At 64.7% G+C, this 15695-nt stretch carries 6 protein-coding genes; 2 read left to right on the top strand and 4 right to left on the bottom strand.

Annotated features, from left to right (window positions below; all coding sequences use genetic code 11):
* Positions 1–68: 68 nt before the first annotated feature.
* Positions 69–1325 carry an IS256 family transposase gene (locus HY921_02145; GenBank protein ID MBI5629666.1) on the bottom strand — a complete coding sequence of 419 codons (1257 nt, stop codon included), beginning with the start codon at positions 1323–1325 and terminating at the stop codon, positions 69–71.
* On the opposite strand from HY921_02145, the gene HY921_02140 reads away from it, so the two are divergent.
* Both HY921_02140 and HY921_02135 read left to right on the top strand, forming a co-directional pair.
* Entirely contained in the window at positions 1326–1949 is a 624-nt protein-coding gene (locus HY921_02140; protein MBI5629665.1) for a hypothetical protein, read from the top strand.
* Positions 1950–2037: 88 nt separating this feature from the next.
* Positions 2038–4140 carry a trypsin-like peptidase domain-containing protein gene (locus tag HY921_02135; GenBank protein ID MBI5629664.1) on the top strand — a complete coding sequence of 701 codons (2103 nt, stop codon included), beginning with the start codon at positions 2038–2040 and terminating at the stop codon, positions 4138–4140.
* A gap of 290 nt (positions 4141–4430) precedes the next feature.
* Here HY921_02135 and HY921_02130 read toward each other — a convergent pair whose 3' ends face one another.
* The 3 genes from HY921_02130 to HY921_02120 are packed head-to-tail and all read right to left on the bottom strand — an operon-like array spanning position 4431 to position 15653.
* Positions 4431–5885 carry a hypothetical protein gene (locus HY921_02130; GenBank protein MBI5629663.1) on the bottom strand — a complete coding sequence of 485 codons (1455 nt, stop codon included), beginning with the start codon at positions 5883–5885 and terminating at the stop codon, positions 4431–4433.
* 13 nt (positions 5886–5898) lie between these two features.
* Positions 5899–7395 carry a MoxR family ATPase gene (locus tag HY921_02125; GenBank protein MBI5629662.1) on the bottom strand — a complete coding sequence of 499 codons (1497 nt, stop codon included), beginning with the start codon at positions 7393–7395 and terminating at the stop codon, positions 5899–5901.
* The gene (locus HY921_02120; protein ID MBI5629661.1) at positions 7392–15653 is read right to left on the bottom strand and encodes a VWA domain-containing protein; all 8262 of its coding nucleotides are present in this window, start codon (positions 15651–15653) and stop codon (positions 7392–7394) included. The genes HY921_02125 and HY921_02120 overlap by 4 nt, the downstream gene beginning before the upstream one ends.
* Between the last annotated feature and the right edge of the window lie 42 nt (positions 15654–15695).

Raw genomic sequence — 15695 nt, 5'->3', positions numbered from 1 at the left:
GGCCGTGCCCCGATGTCCGGGGAAATTGCGTAGCGTAACCTAATTGGTGAGGGATTCATTCTAACTTTTTAGGCCGCGACTAGTTGCCTCACCTCCGCTTGCTCTTCGGTTCCAATCGCGGCCAGCGCAGGAACATTGCTCATATCCGCGTGCCCTTCGATGCGCCGCATCCGAATCATTCCCGAGGCCATCAGCCCAAACAACAAGACTAAAACGGATTGCTCCGAGGGAAACGAGCTTTGGGTCTTGATCCGCCGTCTAAACTCCCCGTTGATGCGTTCGATGATGTTCGTGGTCCGCAGCGATTTCCACTGGCTCTGTGGATAGCGATAGAAAGCCAGCAATTCCGGGCCGGCTTCCTCCAGCGATCGGGCGACGCCTTCGCACGAGCGTTTCCATTTCCCAAGGAAGACTTCGTAGGCCGCCTGACCCGCGGCATAGTTCTCGGCGTAGACGATGGCATGAAAATCGTCTTTGATCTCGTCGTAGTGCCGTTTCGGAGCGTGGTCATGAAGGTTGCGCAGCTTGTGAACGGCGCATCGCTGCCGCTGCGTCTTGGGCCATGTCTGCGCCAGAGCCTGCGTCAACCCGGGGTTGCCGTCAATGATCGCCAGCCGCGGGGCACGCAGGCCTCGCCCACTCAAGCTCTCGATGAGGCCCTTCCAAGACGACGTGCTCTCCGCACCACACAGCTCTAGAGCCAAGAGGACCTTCTCCCCATCGGCTCGCACGCCCACGACCGCCAACACGGGCAGACTCTCCGTCCTGCCCCCGCAGCGCACACGCACGCAAATGCCGTCAAGGTAAACATAGCGGACGTCCTCCCCAGCCAAACTCCGCCGGCGCCAAGCCTCGAAGTATTCCTTCAGCCTCACGATCAGCCGCGAGATCGCCGACTTCGACAGCGGCGAATTGCGCAGCAACGGACGGATCGCCTGTTTCACCTTGCGCGTGTTCACGCCGCCGAAATACATCCCCAACAGCGCCGCGTCCACCGCGCGACAGCGACGGGCGTAGCGCGGGATCATCGTCGACTGCCATTCTTGCTCAACGCCCCCGGCCGCAAATATCTTCGCACGCGGCATGTTGAACGTCGTCTTGCCAGAACCCGTCGTTAACGTTCTCTCCTCGCTCCCGTGCCGGTATCCTCGACGGTTCTCCGTTCTTTCGTGAAGCCTGGCTCCCAACGCGGCGTCCATTTCTTCGTTGGCGATCTGCGTCATCGCCTCTCGAATCCGAAGCCGAATCGCCTCGCTGAGAAGATCTCCCCCGAACGGCATGCTCATTGCATTTCCCTGGGTGACCACCTCTTTGCTATTCTTCATTTGAGCGTAACCTCCTTGGTGGGCCAGTTCAAGCTGGCCTCTTTTGATTTCCTCAACCAAAGGTTACGCTTTTTGCTTTTTCTCCATCAAACGGGACGCGGCCTCGCGGACGTCGAAAAGGCCTTGAATCTATTCACTCCGACTCTCTCTCTGGAAACTCACGACGCGGCCGCGATAGACGGGTCCCTTCATCCCATCGCCGGGACCGCCCATGAACGACCACTCCAAGAAGAGCTCTCCCTCTATCATTACAACTCGCTTCCCGTCATTTGGGATTATCCTCAGGAGGAAACCAATCCTCTGCCCGAGTTTTCCTGGGGTCCAAGCATTTCCGCCTTCGCCCAAGCGGCTTTGAAAAAATATTTCCAATCCAACGGCGCTTTAGTCGAGAGAGCCGTACGCGGCTGGTTTTCCATAAATCCGGACGAAACGATCCTTTACATCGTCCGGGAAGCGTCAAACAACGAGTTCCAATTCCCCCACCACCACAACACGTTCCAGATCAATGCGGCCGTCCGGCGCGACGGCTCGCTTCACGTCGCGGGATCCATCGAAATCCATCCGGATATCGCCTGCTTCTCCAGCGGGGAATGCGTTATCAACGGTTCAATAATCAAGAAATAGGGCCTAATTTCTCCATAGGCCCCTTGCCCGGCCGCCGAAGCCCGAAAGGCCCATGCCGGCCTTCTCCGGTCGGTTTTAGAATCTAGGCATGGCGGAGTCGCGTCAATTTCCAATGAGGCTGATTTCCCTGCTCCTGTCCGCGTCCTTGCTTCTAGCCTCTTTCCCGCCTGAAGCGCTTTCCGCCGCGCCGCGCGCGGCGCGGCCGGGGCCGAGGCTCCAGAAATTAGTCGCGGCCCTGGCCGCGCGGCTTCCAGTACGGCTCTTGGCCTTGCGCGCCAAAGACGCGGCCCGCGCAATAGAGCTCGACAAGGACCAAGGGGCCCAAGTCTTCGAGGCCGAGAGCTCAACGCAAGGCCTCACGCTCCCGCCGTCCTTTCCGGCCGCCCCGGCGCTGAGGCTGGAGCTCTCCAAACCGCTTGCAAAGCCCAAGCCCTCGGCCCGCCGCGACCGCAACGGCGGGCCGCCTCACCTCGAGCTGAGCCGCCCGAGGCAGGCCCTCTACGGACTCCAATGGGGGATCAACCTCGCGGGCTTGGGGGCCCTGGCCCAGGTCTGCGTGGAAGCCCTCTGCCGTCTCTATCATTGGCCGCTCGCCGTCCCGTCCCAATTCTTGGACGCCCTCGGCCGCGCCGAGCTCATGGCTTTCCTGGGGCCGGCGGATACCTCCCGCATCCTCGAAACGCACCCTTGGCTCTTCTTCTTGGCTGGGATCCCGGCCCTGGCGGCCCTCGAGGAAGTCCTCTTTCGGGGCGTCGAATTCGGGCTCGCCTTCTACGCATTGGCGGCGCTCGGACCGCTCTCCAACAAGGCCTCCCGCGTTCTCGAAGCCTTGCCGGAGCTCTTCAGCTGGGGGCCTTTGGCAAGGAATGCCCTCGCCCTGGCGACCTTCCTGTCAAGGAAGGCCTTCCCCTTGGCGGCCGGTCTTTCCGCCCTGGGATTCACGGCGGCTCATTTCCCTCGCTGGGGAGTAGAACCCGTGTTTATGGCCCAGCATCTTATCCTAGGCCTGGCCTTGGCGCATGCCGCCTACCGCACCAGGAGCCTCATCGCCCCGATCGCGGCCCACGCGGCCTACAACGCTATATCCCTCCTCCCGCTGGATCCGGCCTTGAAGCAGCTCATAGGCATCGGGGCCTTGGCCCATCTCTATTATTTTACCCGCGCGAGCCAAAAGGCCGGCGCCCCGGGATTGGCCCGCAAGGTTTTAGCCGCGGCCTTCTTCGGGCTTCTCGCTTTCTCGGCCCCTCGATTCGCCGCACCCGCACTCGCGCCCGCGGCTCCGGCCCCGCGCGTAGCTAGCACCGCTCAGCCCGCAACGCTAGCTCCTAAACCGACCTCACCAGCGCCGAGGCCTATCCTCACGGACGAGGCGGCCATAGCCTCGGCCAAGCCCTCCGTGCTTCGCATAATCACTGACGAGGGGATCGGCTCGGGCGTCATTATTACCGCGGAAGGCCTCGTCCTCACCAACGCCCACGTAGCCGCGGCCGCAGGCCGAGGCGGACAAGTCCAGGTAGACTTTACCGACGGCCGGCAAATGAAGGGGCTCGTCCTAGACATCAACCCGGACAAAGATATCGCGTTGATTCAGCTCCCGGCCCGCCTCGGGGGCTGGGCCTTGCTTCCCCTGGCCGAGCCCGCGTCCTTGGCCGAAGGGCAGAAAGTCCTGGCCTTGGGTTACCCTCAATTCCAGCCCTTTTCGGCGAGCGCGGGAATCATCAGCGGCATCGGGGAGCGAAGCAACGGCCACGTAAGCTATGTCCAGACCGACGCGGCCGTCAACCACGGCAATTCCGGCGGCCCTCTCATCAACAACAAAGGAGAGATCGTCGGCCTCAACACCATGGGCATAGCCGGCGCCGAAGGCCTCAACATGGCCATTTCCTCGGAGGACTTGGCAAGGGCCCTGGCGCAATATGGGAAGCTCGGCCATCTGCGCTCCCCTTGGCTCGGCATCGTATTGGACCGCGGCGGTGACACGGCCCAGGACAAGGGCCTCGCCGTGGAGGCGGTCCGGCCCGGCTCGCCCGCGGCCCGGGCCGGGATAGAGTCCGGGGATGTCCTCCTCGGAACGGATTTCGAGGCTCTCGAGCAGGCCTTGAGCCGTCTCCAGCCGGGAGAGAAGTTGTCCCTCAGGATCGCCCGTCAAGGCGCAATTTTTGAAAAGGAAGCCGTTCTGGGAGAGCGGTGAGAGAGTCTAACCTGAAAACGTCTGTTGGCCAGCTTCCACCGTCGGAAGCGGCCGGATAATTCTGTCCCGCTTCTTTCGGACAATGGCCTTCAATTGCTTCAGAAGCGCCGCGTCATCCGATTGCTTGAGATTCATTGTTTCTCCGCGACCAACCGTGGGCGCCCACAGTTGCCATTACTATACATGACGGCCTCTAAAAAGAGTCTGCATTTTTAACCGGCGCATGCCAGCGGTGATTTATCAAAGTTATCCCCAGAACTTCGCGGGAAAGTTTTGGGGATAAGTCCGCCTTAATAATGGACCAGCAGCCGCGAACCGTCCCTAAGCCGCACGGCCATGGCCTCGGACGAGAAGTCCAAGCGGGGAAGGGCCGCGAACCCGGCTTTAAGCGCCCCGGGCTCGCCAAGGAGAAGCAAGTAGGGGCGCCCCGCATCCGACCAGGAAATAACGGCCAGGGGTCCGCCGGAAGACAGGCCGACGAGCCTACCCACCTGCTCGGAGCGCAGGGACCAGTCCAAGGCTTCCCGCAACGATTCCAAGGAAGCAGGGCTCAACATGACGACTACCGGCCTTAGGGAATCCTTCAAGACGGCTCGCCGCACGCTCTCGCGCTCCGCCGCGGCGTCCGCCACGCGCAGCTGGACCGCGTTCGAGATGTCCATGGCTTGAAACAAAGGCTCGGCCAGTTCCATCGTGCCGGGGTCGGTCAAGAGCACTTGGTTCCTGAAATATCGGCAGAGCTTGGCTTGGGCCGCGAGCGCGCGCACCGCCGCGGCCCAGCGCGGGGCGCGAGAGCTCAAGGTCCCGCTTTCGTCCATGGCCCGCCTCACCTCCGGAAAGACTGACTTGGCGAAGGCGTCCACGCTCGTGGAGTACCAGTTTCCATCGGCCTTGAATTTCTCGGGGACATGGCGGAATAGAAACAAGCCCTGCCCGAGGGCGGTGGCCAGGCCCTCGTTCATGTCCTGCAGGAAGAACAGCCCGGCCCGGCGGTCGATCTTGAACAACTCCTTGGCGAGGCCGGCCCTGGCTTTCTCCGGGATCGCCGCGAACAGATCGTGGACGCACTCATGGACGATGACGTCTATCTGGTCCAAAAGCCGCAAATCCTCGGGAAGCTCGACCAGCATGACCGTCCCCTTGCGCACGGCGTGGGAGTGCCCGGCCGAGGCCTTGAGCCCGGGATGCCAGAGCAAGGCGATCTTGAAGTCCCTGGAAAGAGCCGGATCCAATTCAAAGAACCGCGAGACCCCGGCCAGGTACTCCTCGATTCGAACGTCCCAGCCTCCTTTCGAGAAATCCGCCACGGCCTGGGTCAAATGGCCTGAACGGCTCTCCCACAGGGGCTGGAACTTCCGGCCGAAATGCGCCAGGGCCTGGAACAGGTCTTGGGCCTCCTCGGCTTCCAGCGCGGCCGCAGCTCTTTCCCGGGCTTGCGCGACGCTCGAAGCGCCGATGAACATCAGGGGCCATTTCTCGTCCGAGTCCCGGTCATGGGCCTTGCGCAGGGCGGCGTATCTCGCCAAGAAGGCCTCGTCCTCGGCGTCGAGCCCGAATTTCTCTTTCCAAAATTCGCGGTAATAGGCGCTGGTCTCCAGGGGCTGGGCCCCGGAAAGGTTGTCGAGGAGGTAGAAGAGGCTGGCCGCATAGCTCGCGTCCACGCGAACCTGAAAAGCGGCCCGCGCGGGGACGGCCGCGGCCGACAAAACGCCGGCCGCGACAAGGAACCGCGCTAGCCGGCGCATCCGTCAATTATACTCACGGAATCCGGACCATTCCAAGCGCCAGGTCTATGAGGCTGTCGGGAGTGTGAACGATCGCGGCCTCGTAGGTCAAGGCCATGCGGTGCCGGAGCGCCCGGTGCGCCACGGCCTCGATGTCCTCGGGCAGGACGAAGCCCCGCCCCTGGAACAGGGCCTGAAGACGCGCGGCGCGCCTGATGTGGATGGCCGCCCGGGTGTAAAAGTAGTGCTTCAGGAGGGGTTTGATCTCTTTACTCTCGAAAGCATAAATGAGGGACAGGATATACTCCTCCAGGGCCTGGTCCACTTTCACGCGCTCGGAAAGCCCGCGGATCTTGTCGAGCTCCTCCAAGCTCGCCACCGGCCCGACCTCCGGCAGAGACCCGGGCGATTCGTTGAGCTTGACGATCCGGCCCAGCTCCTCCCGGCCCGGCTGGGGCACCATGACCCAGAACATGAAGCGGTCTATCTGGGCCTCGGAAGGAGGGTTGATGCCCTTCTCCTCGATTGGGTTCTGCGTGGAGAGAACGGAAATCAAGGGCAAGGGATAAGTCCTTCCCCCCGCGGTCACCTGCCTTTCCTGCATGGCTTCCAAGAGCGCGGACTGGGCTCTCGGCGTGGCTCGGTTGCCCTCGTCGAAGAGCACGAACTCGGCGAAAATCGGGCCTGGCCTGAAATCCATGCCCCTCCTGCCGGTGTCGGGATTCTCCTGCAGTATCTCCGAACCCGTTATGTCGGCCGGCTGAAGGTCGGGGGTTCCCTGGATGCGATTGAAGGAAGCCCTCACCGCCTTGGCCAAGGCCTTGATCGCCGCGGTTTTGCCCACGCCGGGAACTCCCTCGGCCAGCACGTGCTCGCGCAGGACCACGGCCATGATGAGGGAGTCCACGAGCTCCTGTTGGCCGATGATGGCGCGCCCCACCTCGGCGCGGATCCTCTGAATGGTCTCATGCGCGGCCTTCAGATCATCATCCCCCTCGCCGGGCAATTCCCTCGCGGAGGAAGCGCCCAGAATGCCAGCCGCCGCGAAGACCGCACCCGCGCCTAGGCCGAGATCCGGCAGGAGCCCCGCGGCGTTCAAGGCTAAAATGCCCATGGCGAGCAGCCCTCCGAATACCAAGGCCGGGGTGGAGTAGGCGGCGCGTAGAAAGCCTTTCCCCACGGAGCAGAGCGGCGGATGAGCGAGTCGTGGAGATGTCCTTCGCGCTTCAAGAGGCTTCGCCCTCAGAAGGGAGAATTTTGGAAGTTCCCGCGAGGTGGCTGCCGCGATTCGAGGAATCGCCAAATCGGGAGAACTTCCCCGAGGCCCGCCCGTCAAGGTTTCCTCAAGAACGAGGGCGCTCTGCGCGGCGCCTTCAGAGGTCTTGGAGCGCCCAAGCATGGTCAAGACTTCTCCTATGGAGGCGGATTGGCCTCTCCAAGAGAGAAATCCGGCGGCAGATCCGGGAGCGGGGCAGGCCAAGCAGAGAGTCAAGGACAAGGCAAGGATTTTGCGCGGCATCTCTTGTTTCATTTTGAAAACTCCTTTAAGAATGCGGCCCAATAGTCGCCTGCGGTCGAAACCGCGGCGACCCGGGCCGAGGTCCGGGAAAAAATTCTTTTCAGATTGTCTTCGCGCCGGCTCAAGGCCGCGGCCTCGGCCGCGCGCCAGGCGGGATCGGAAGTATCGGCCAATCGGACCGCCCCCGACTCCGGGTCCTGGACCCGGACCAGGCCCACGTCCGGCAAGGGCTTGAGCTCGGCCGGGTCAAAAACCCGCACCAGACGCACGTCATGGCGCTCGCCGAGCGCCATGAGCGCGCTTGCGAACCCCTCGGCCAGGAAATCCGAGACCACGACCACGGTGCTGCGCGAGCCGAGCCGGCTCAGGGCCAGCTCAAGGGCCGCCTTCAAATCGGTGCCTTTCCCCGAGGGCTCTGCCGCCAAAAGCCTCCGGATCATGAGCCGGGCCGAGTCTTCCCCTTGCCGGGGGAGCACCCAGGACTCGACTTTATCCGAGAAAACGACCGAACCCGCCTTGCGCCCCGCGGCCGCGGCCGCGAGCATTAGGGCCCCGGCGAGCTCCTCGATAACCTGGGATTTCCGGGCTCCCAGGGCCCAGACCATAGAAGAGCGGCTTCGGTCCGCGATGACCACGACCGGCATGTCCTTCTCAAGCCCGGTCTGCTTGAGGTAAGGAGTATCGAGCCGGGCCGTGGTTTTCACGTCCAGGAAACGGGCATCTTCCCCGTTCTCGTAGGGCCGAGAGTCGGCGACGTCCACTCCCCCGAGCCCGATGAAGGCGGAGAGGGCCGAGCCCCAGGACATGGAGTCGGCCAAACGCCGGGCCGCGAGCTCGATTGACCCGGCGCGCTTCTCGATTTGGGCCGGCGACCTCTTGGCCGCGAAGCTCGCGAGGGACGCGGGACGGCTCGCCTTCCACCGCGCGTAAGCGCGACACAGGAGATAAACCGTCGCCGCGGCGAGCGCCAGCCACGCCGAGGCGCCCCAAGCCGCGCCCTGGAGAATACCAAAGCCCATGCCCGCCAGACCATACAACGGAGACGAGCGCGGGCGCTCGATGAGCCTTTCCACCGTCTTTATAGCCGCCTCGAGATACGCTTTCTGGCTCGCTTCGAGCGGCGGCCGGCTCCCGTCATAGTTCCAACCCTTGCCCGCGGCCAAGGTCCGGGCCAGGAAGGCGCGGAGATTTACCAGGTCCTCCCGCGAGTAGGCTCCCGGCAAATTGTCCGCCGAGCCCGCGTCCGAGTTTTGCGCCGGGATCAGGCCCTCCTCGTGCAGAGCCTTGAAAAACTCGAAGGAAAGCGCGGCCGAACCGGCCGCCAGAAGCTCGTTGATCTCCTCGGCCGTGAGCTCCGGCGCGGTATCTCCCGCGGGCATCCCTAATTGAGCGCCCAGTTCCAGGAACCTGGGGGCCAAGCCTTCCATGCGCCGGAGCTCATCGGCTTGGAGTTGGCTCAAGCGCCCCTGCTCCTGCGCGAGCGCATCCGCCGCTTCCCGGAGCCTAGTCATGAATATCCGTATCTGCAGTCTGGTGTAGCCGTGCTGCTTCCGGGCCAGAGCCTCCAAGGAGTGAGCCGGGAAATAGAAGGCCGCATCGCTGAAAGCCTTGGCCACGGCTTCATCGAGCTTCTTGCGCAGAAGCGCGGCGGGCCTGCCGCCCGGCCCCAGACGCCCGGCCTCGGCCAGTAGGGCCAATTGCTCCTCGTACTCCGCTGCGTTGAACAAGTCGTCGAGGAAGGGCTCGAGGTCTCCCAAGGCCGGACGGGCCTGAGGCTTGCCCGCCCAGCCCATCGCCCAACGCAGGGCTTGGCCCTGGAACGCGGCGTCCTTCTTGCGAATTTGACAGGCGACGGAGAGGCGGGCCAAGGCCAGGCTCTCCTCGCCGGCGCGCTCGAGGCCCTCCCAGAAATCCGCCGGACGGGCGGGGCCCTCCGCCGGGAAATGCCGCGCCCGCGCGCTGCCAACCGCGTCCAATAGATAGCTCAAGTATTTCTTCTCGTCCCAAGAAAGGGCCGATGACTCGCCGCCGCGACCCCAGGCCCGGCCCGAGGCCGCGAGCTTGCGGAAAAACGCCTCGAATCTCGCCAGGTCCTTCGGGCCGTAGGCTTGGGGCCAAAGGGCTTCCCCGGCCGAGCGGTCGAGACCTTGTCGCGCGACGAGGCCCTCGCTCTGCAGGGCCGCCAGGAGCATGGCCGGAAAGCGGAAGGCGTGCGAGCTCTGGGAAAGGGCCCGGTTGAAATCGTCGGCCGCCCAGTCCTCGGCGAGGTTTCCCTCTTTCACCCCCAAAGCCGAACCCAAGGCCAAAAGGGCCCTAAGACCGCCCAAGGAGCGGCGCGCGTACTCCCAACGTCGGGAAGTCATGCTTTTGGCGGAGACCGCGGCCCTGACCTCCGCGGCGACGGCGCGGCGCAGGTTTTTCAGATGCCCGAGCTTGTAGGCGTCCCTGTAGACGGGAACGCCGGCCCCGGGAGCGGCCGCGGCGGGGCTCGCCTCGTAATCCACGAAGCCCGAGTCCAAGGCGTCCGGCAGAACCACTTTCCCCTTGAGCAGGCGCGCGTGCAGGCCCGAGAACTCCGTTTCGCCCTCGCTTACCAGGTCCTTGGCCGCGATGTTGAAGGCGTTCCTGGCCGCCGCCAAGAGCGGGGCCGGGGCCTTGGCGGCTCCCCCCACCGCCGAGATCTCTTCTCGGAACAGCTCGAGCGCGGTCTCGAGCAGACTGGATGGATTCTTACGGCGCGCCGCATCCAACGAAGAAGCCTTGTTAATGAAAATCTGGACCAGGTCCTGAGCCTTGAAAAGCTCTTCTTCCTCCATGGGGGCAGAGCTCAAACGCTTGAGAAGAATCTTCTCGAGCCACAGATTGGCCAGGCCCTTGTCCGCGAACTCGCGCTGGAGGCCAATGAGCTCTGGAAAGAATTGGTCTCTTTTGCCCGCGGACCACAGGACACGGTACAGGGCCTCGGCGGCCAGAGACTGGAGGCCGGGCTCCTCGGCGCGAATCAAGAAGTTCAGGATCTGACGCTCGGCTGCGGGCCCTCCCATGGCCGCGGCGGCCTCCAGCATCTCAGCGGCCTGCTCCAGCCTGCGGGGATCGGGATTTTCCCCGGCGGTCGCCTCGACCAGAACGGCCCAAACTCCGTCGTTTTTCCAGCGCACCAAGGCCGCCGTCATGAGCGCGCGGGCCCGGAGGGAAAGCCCCAGCTCCGAGGCGTGCTTGAAGATGAGTTCCATCAGGTTCTCGGCCTTGGGATCGCTGGAATGGGAAAGCGCCTCGACCGCGGCCTCCATGTCCCCGGCCGCCACACCCAGGGGCCAGCGCGAGAGGGCCGGCAGGACCAGCCTGCCGATGCGCGGGTCGGCGTAACGGTCGTAAAGAGCGTAAGCGTCCTCCCCGTAAAATATCCGGACCGCGCCTCGCGCCGCCATGGCCCTGTCCTGGAAATACTGGACGGTCTTGGCGCCGGACAAGCCGGCCAAGCCCAGGACCGGGACGAGCATAAGGGCGGCCGCGAGCAGAGCCAAGCGCCGGCCCCAGGGAAGGCGCGGAGGGGCGGCGGGCGCCTCGGCGGCTCCCAAGGCCCGCGACAATGCCATCATCCTCGCGGGCATGGCGCCGTCCTCAAGCCAGGTAAAACGCGCGCGGTTTTCAAGAAGCCTCTCCCAGACCGCCTGCGGAGATTGGAGATACCTCGCATGCCCAGCCTCAAGCGCCGCGAGAATCTTTTCCTGGGACTCGTCCGAACTGCCGTAAAGCCAGGCCGCGACGAGCTTCTCGCGCCAAAGCTGGGAATCCTCCAGGGCCTCGGCCGCGAGCTCTCCCCGGCGGCTCCCGCCCGCTTGGGACCAAGCCTTCATGAACGCGGCCAAGGAAGGGATGTCGGCCTCGCGGATGTCGAAGAGATGCTCCAGGTCCTTGAGGAGGGCCCCCTCGGCCCCGCTCCGGCGCCTCTGCCAGGCCCGGCGCAGGCCGCGCATCACCGAACCCCCGCCGCGCCAATCCAGCCAAAGCAGGACTCCCAGGGCGGCGGTGAGAAGCGCGAAGGGGAAAATCATGGGCCAGAAATGCAGGGGAATAGTCCCCAGCCCGAGCAAAACTCCCCCGTGCAGAAGGGAGTTTTTATCTTGCGCCGAGTCGTCCTCGCCCTTGAGCTTCGTCCCTAGGACGCTTTCAAGCAGCAAGAGAAGAAAGGCCGGCGCCACGAGCCAGACCCCGATGTCCCGGGGAGAGCGCAGGACGTTCCATTGCCGGCCCTCGTGACGGCCGGCCACCTGGGCCAAAATCCGCTCCATGGAGCCCTCGCCCTCGGCGCGGAAATAGGCCCCTCCGGTGGACTCGGCCAGGCGGCGCAGGTTTTTCTCGTTGAGAAAGGTCACGGCGGGCTTGTCCGTGGTGGAGTCCACGAGATCCTGGAGCGATTTCCCATCGCGGCTCGGGACCTTGATGCGGCTGCCCTCGGGGGACCCCATCCCTATCGTGTAAATCACCAATCTCGAGGCGTGGCGGACGGATTTTAGGGCGGCCTCGACATCGTAGTCCGGCACGTCCCCATCCGAGATCAGGACCAGAATCCACTCCCTGTCTCCCAGGTCTTTGGCCGCCACGAACGCGGCAATGGCTTGGCGCACCGCCGCGCTGAGCTTGGAGCCGTCCTCGAGGCGCTCGGCCTCGCTCTCCAAATGCTGGAGTTGGTATTGCAGGGTGCCGTAGTCCATGGAAAGGGAAGCCGCGGTCTTGGCCGTGCCCGAGAACAGGATAAGCCCCACGCGGTCAGCGCCTTGCAGGCGGGAAACGAAGCGCGTTAAGCCCTCGCCGTGGGCCTTGAAATGCCCTAGCTCAGAACGGCGCGTGCTCAGGGAAAGGTCGAAGTCGAGCAGGACGTCGTTTCCTCCGAAGCTCACGGCCACGTCCTGCTGGCCGCCCATGGGGCGCGCGGCCGCCAGACATAGCAGCCCAACGCCAAGCAGGAGGAGAGCCGCTTTGTTTTTGTACAACCTCGCCCCCCTCCAGGCGCCGAAGCTCGCGGGGGCCACGGCCGGGGCCGCGGACTTGGCCGCCTGGATTTTCTTGTGTATCCCGTAGGCCAGAAGCCAGGCCACTATGGGCAGGAGGATGGCCGCCGCCCAAAGCCAGGCCGGGGAGGCCAAGGCCACTCCCGAGCCCAAAAATCCGGGAGCCAGAAGGGGCAAGGCCAGCAGTCCCCAAAGGCTCGGCGGCGCCTCGGTGGGAATACCGCCCTTCTTCCAGGGCTTGGAGTCGTCCTTCTCCTGATCTTGGAGGCCTTTCTGGAGGTCCTCAAGGCCCGTCTTTCCCTGGTCCTGGGAAGGCTTGGCGGCGGATTGGGCCGAGGGCTCGCCTTTGCGCGGATCGGGATGCTCTTGAGAGCTTCGATTGCGGCCGTCTTCGCCCTCTCTATTCTCTCCATCCCTCTTCTTTCCGTCATGATTCTTCTGCTTCTTCTTTAGCAGCTGGTTGACCAAGTCCAGGTTCCAACGCGCGTCGGCGTCCCCGGGGTTCAAGCGCAGGGCCTGCTTGAAGGCGTCGCGGGCCGCGGCCAAGTCCTTCTGCAGGAGAGCCGCCAGACCCCTATTGTAATGGGCCTGGGCCGCGAGCTCGGAATCCCCGGAGCGGGCCAGGAACTCCTGGTAGCACCGCGCCGCCTTCTCGGCCTCGCCCAGGCTCAGGTAGGCGTTTCCCATGTTGAAGTAGAGCTCGGCCATGTCCGGGTACCGCTCCAAGGCCCGGGCGTAGCGGACCGCGGCCTCGCCGTAGCGCCCCTGGTGGAAAAGAAGATTGCCGTCCGAAAGCGCGGCAGGTTGCGACATCAGAGGCAGGGAGAGAAACGCCAGCCCCTGCAGGACGCGCAGCCAGGTGCTGGAAAGCGTCAACTCGAGCCCCACCAAAAGTAACGCCAGGATCGCCAGCTCCTGCCTTAGATCCCTCACCATGGGCACGGCCAGGACTTTGGACGGGATTTTGACCAAGGCGTTGATCTCAAGGAGGGCCTGCGTCAAGGCCTCCGCGTCTGCGGCGCGGAAATAGCGGGCCCCCGTGATCTCCGCCATTTTCTTGAGCGTGGCCTCGTCCACGCCGGGCCCGCCGGCATCGCTGGCGATTCCGACCGTGTAAATCTTGATGCCGAGCTTTTTCGCGATCCGGGCCGCCTCCAAGGGGCTGATCCCGACGTTGGAATCGCCGTCGCTGAATACCACCAAGACCTTTTGGCGCTCGGAACGCAGAACGCGCGCCGCCAAGTCGGGCTGGGCGTTGAGGTAAGCCAAGGCCTTGCGAAGGCCTCGGCCGGCCAATATCCGTTTTGCCTCCTTGACGCGCGGATCGCCGGAGTCGTCGAGATTCTTGAGGTCGTCCTCGACGAATTGGGCCGCTCCCGCGAGCACGGCCCGGCCTATGGCCGTGCCGCCCCGCACGGCGACCCCCTCCAATTGGGCGAGGAAGGCGTCCGTGTCAAAGGTCAGCATCACCTCGAACTCCGCGTTCTCCGCGAAGCTGAATAGACCCAGACGGTTGCCGCCTCCACGGCGCTGCTCCACGGCATAGGCCTTGGCGGATTCCTTGGCGGCCTGCAGACGGCTCTTGCCCCCCTGGGCGCTGTAGGGCGACGCCATGCTGCCGGAACTGTCTATCTCGAGAATCGTGTCCGTCGAGGCGATGAAGGCCTCCTGCCGGACGACTCCCAGCTGGGGCTGGGCCATGTACAAGATCAAAAGCCCGAGAACCACGACCCGGAGCGCGTTCGGCAGGAAGGCGAGCCTCTGGCGCAAGCTGGGGCGGAGGGCCGCGGGCAAGGCCTGGGGCATGAGAAGCCCGGCAGGGCGCCCGCGCCATTTCCAGAGGATGAAGGCGGTCAGCGGCACGAAGAGAATGAGGGCCCAGGGGTTGCCGAAATGCAATGAAGCCGCTTCAATTGGGAGAAAGCCCAATATTCCCAAGAGCCCCGAAGCCCCCCTAGGGGCTTCGCCTCCGGGACGACCCGCCACGCTGCGCGTCAAGTCCCCGAGCGATCGCAAATCCCGGCGCCGCCGGTCCGCGGACGCGTCCCCCCCTCCGAAGCGGACCATCTCGGCCCGCCGGGCCAAGCCCGCGGCCACCTCGAGCTGGCCCGAGCCGAGCTTTCGAGAGGCCTTGAGGTCCGCGGCAAGCCCCGCCGCGTGGCGCTCCTTGACCGGGAGGCCGTGGTAGTCCACCAGGAAGGAGCTCAATATTTTGTAGTACTCGGCGTAAAATTCCCGGTCCGGCAGGCTCTCAAGGTTGTCCTCGAGAACGGCCATCCCGGCCTCGGCGCGGGAGAGGACCGGCTCTTTCTCCGGGAAGGGCTGGGCCGGGGCGGGCGCGCTCCTTAAAAATCGCTCCGCGGCCAGAACTGCGAGCACGAGCAAAGGCAGGGCGAACGCCCAGGACCATTCCGGCTCGCTTTTCTGGACCACGTCCTTGGGGCCGCGGAAGCCTTTCTGCTCCCAGTCGGGGGTGAGCGGGGACTTCACCGCCACCGAGACCGGAGCGACCGCCGTTCCCAGGAGCTCCCCCCCGATCTTGAGCTCTCCCGAGCCGAAGGCGATGAACTCGAAGGACAGCTCCCGGGTTTGGCCGGGGCTCAACACGATGGGATCGGGGGCTTGCCCTTGAAGCTCGAGTTCCTCCGGGAAAAGGCCGGCCAGGGCCGCCCGGGACAGGTTGAGCCTCATGGGAGCCTTCCCGCCGTTTCTGACCGTCAAAACCAGGCGCCCGCGTCCGCCCAATTCCAGGGGCGTCCCCTCGACCCGCGCGGTCATTCCTGCCGAGGCCGGCTGAAGAGTCGCGGCCGCGGGAGCGCGGGCGGCGGGCGACGGGGGCGGTGTGGGCTCGGCTCGAATAGGGCCCGGAGCGGAGCTTAGGGCCAAGGAGAGCCCTAATGCCGCAGCGACCAGCGTCCTCGATAGGAATTTTTGGGGAGAGACTCCCTCCCGAGGCGGAGCCTCTAGCTCCTGCCGCATCACGACCGCGCTAGGGCCGAGCAAAGCCTCGGCCTGAACTGGAAGGGCTTCCGGGGCTTGGCGCGATCTTGCGAGAACGCGCAGGAGGGGTGCTGCGCCGCGCTTGAGGCGCGCCACGAAGGCCGCGCTCCGCTTCATGGGCGCGGCCGGCTGGAGAACGACGACAGCCTTCGGCGCCGCGCCGACTTGAGCGGCCAGGGCCTGATAGCAGGGCACGCCGGGAGACAGGAAGGCCAGGGAGAAAGCCAGCATCCCGGCTATCGCTTTGCGCGGCAGCATGACCGGATTATCGCAATCTGTCTTCGGGGGGAGCCCCGTCCT

The organism is Elusimicrobiota bacterium (genome assembly GCA_016218575.1).
Classification (GTDB): Bacteria; Elusimicrobiota; Elusimicrobia; order UBA1565; family UBA9628; genus JACRDN01.
Note: the sequence above shows the minus strand (reverse complement) of the source record. Positions and strands in the feature narration are given on the sequence as shown.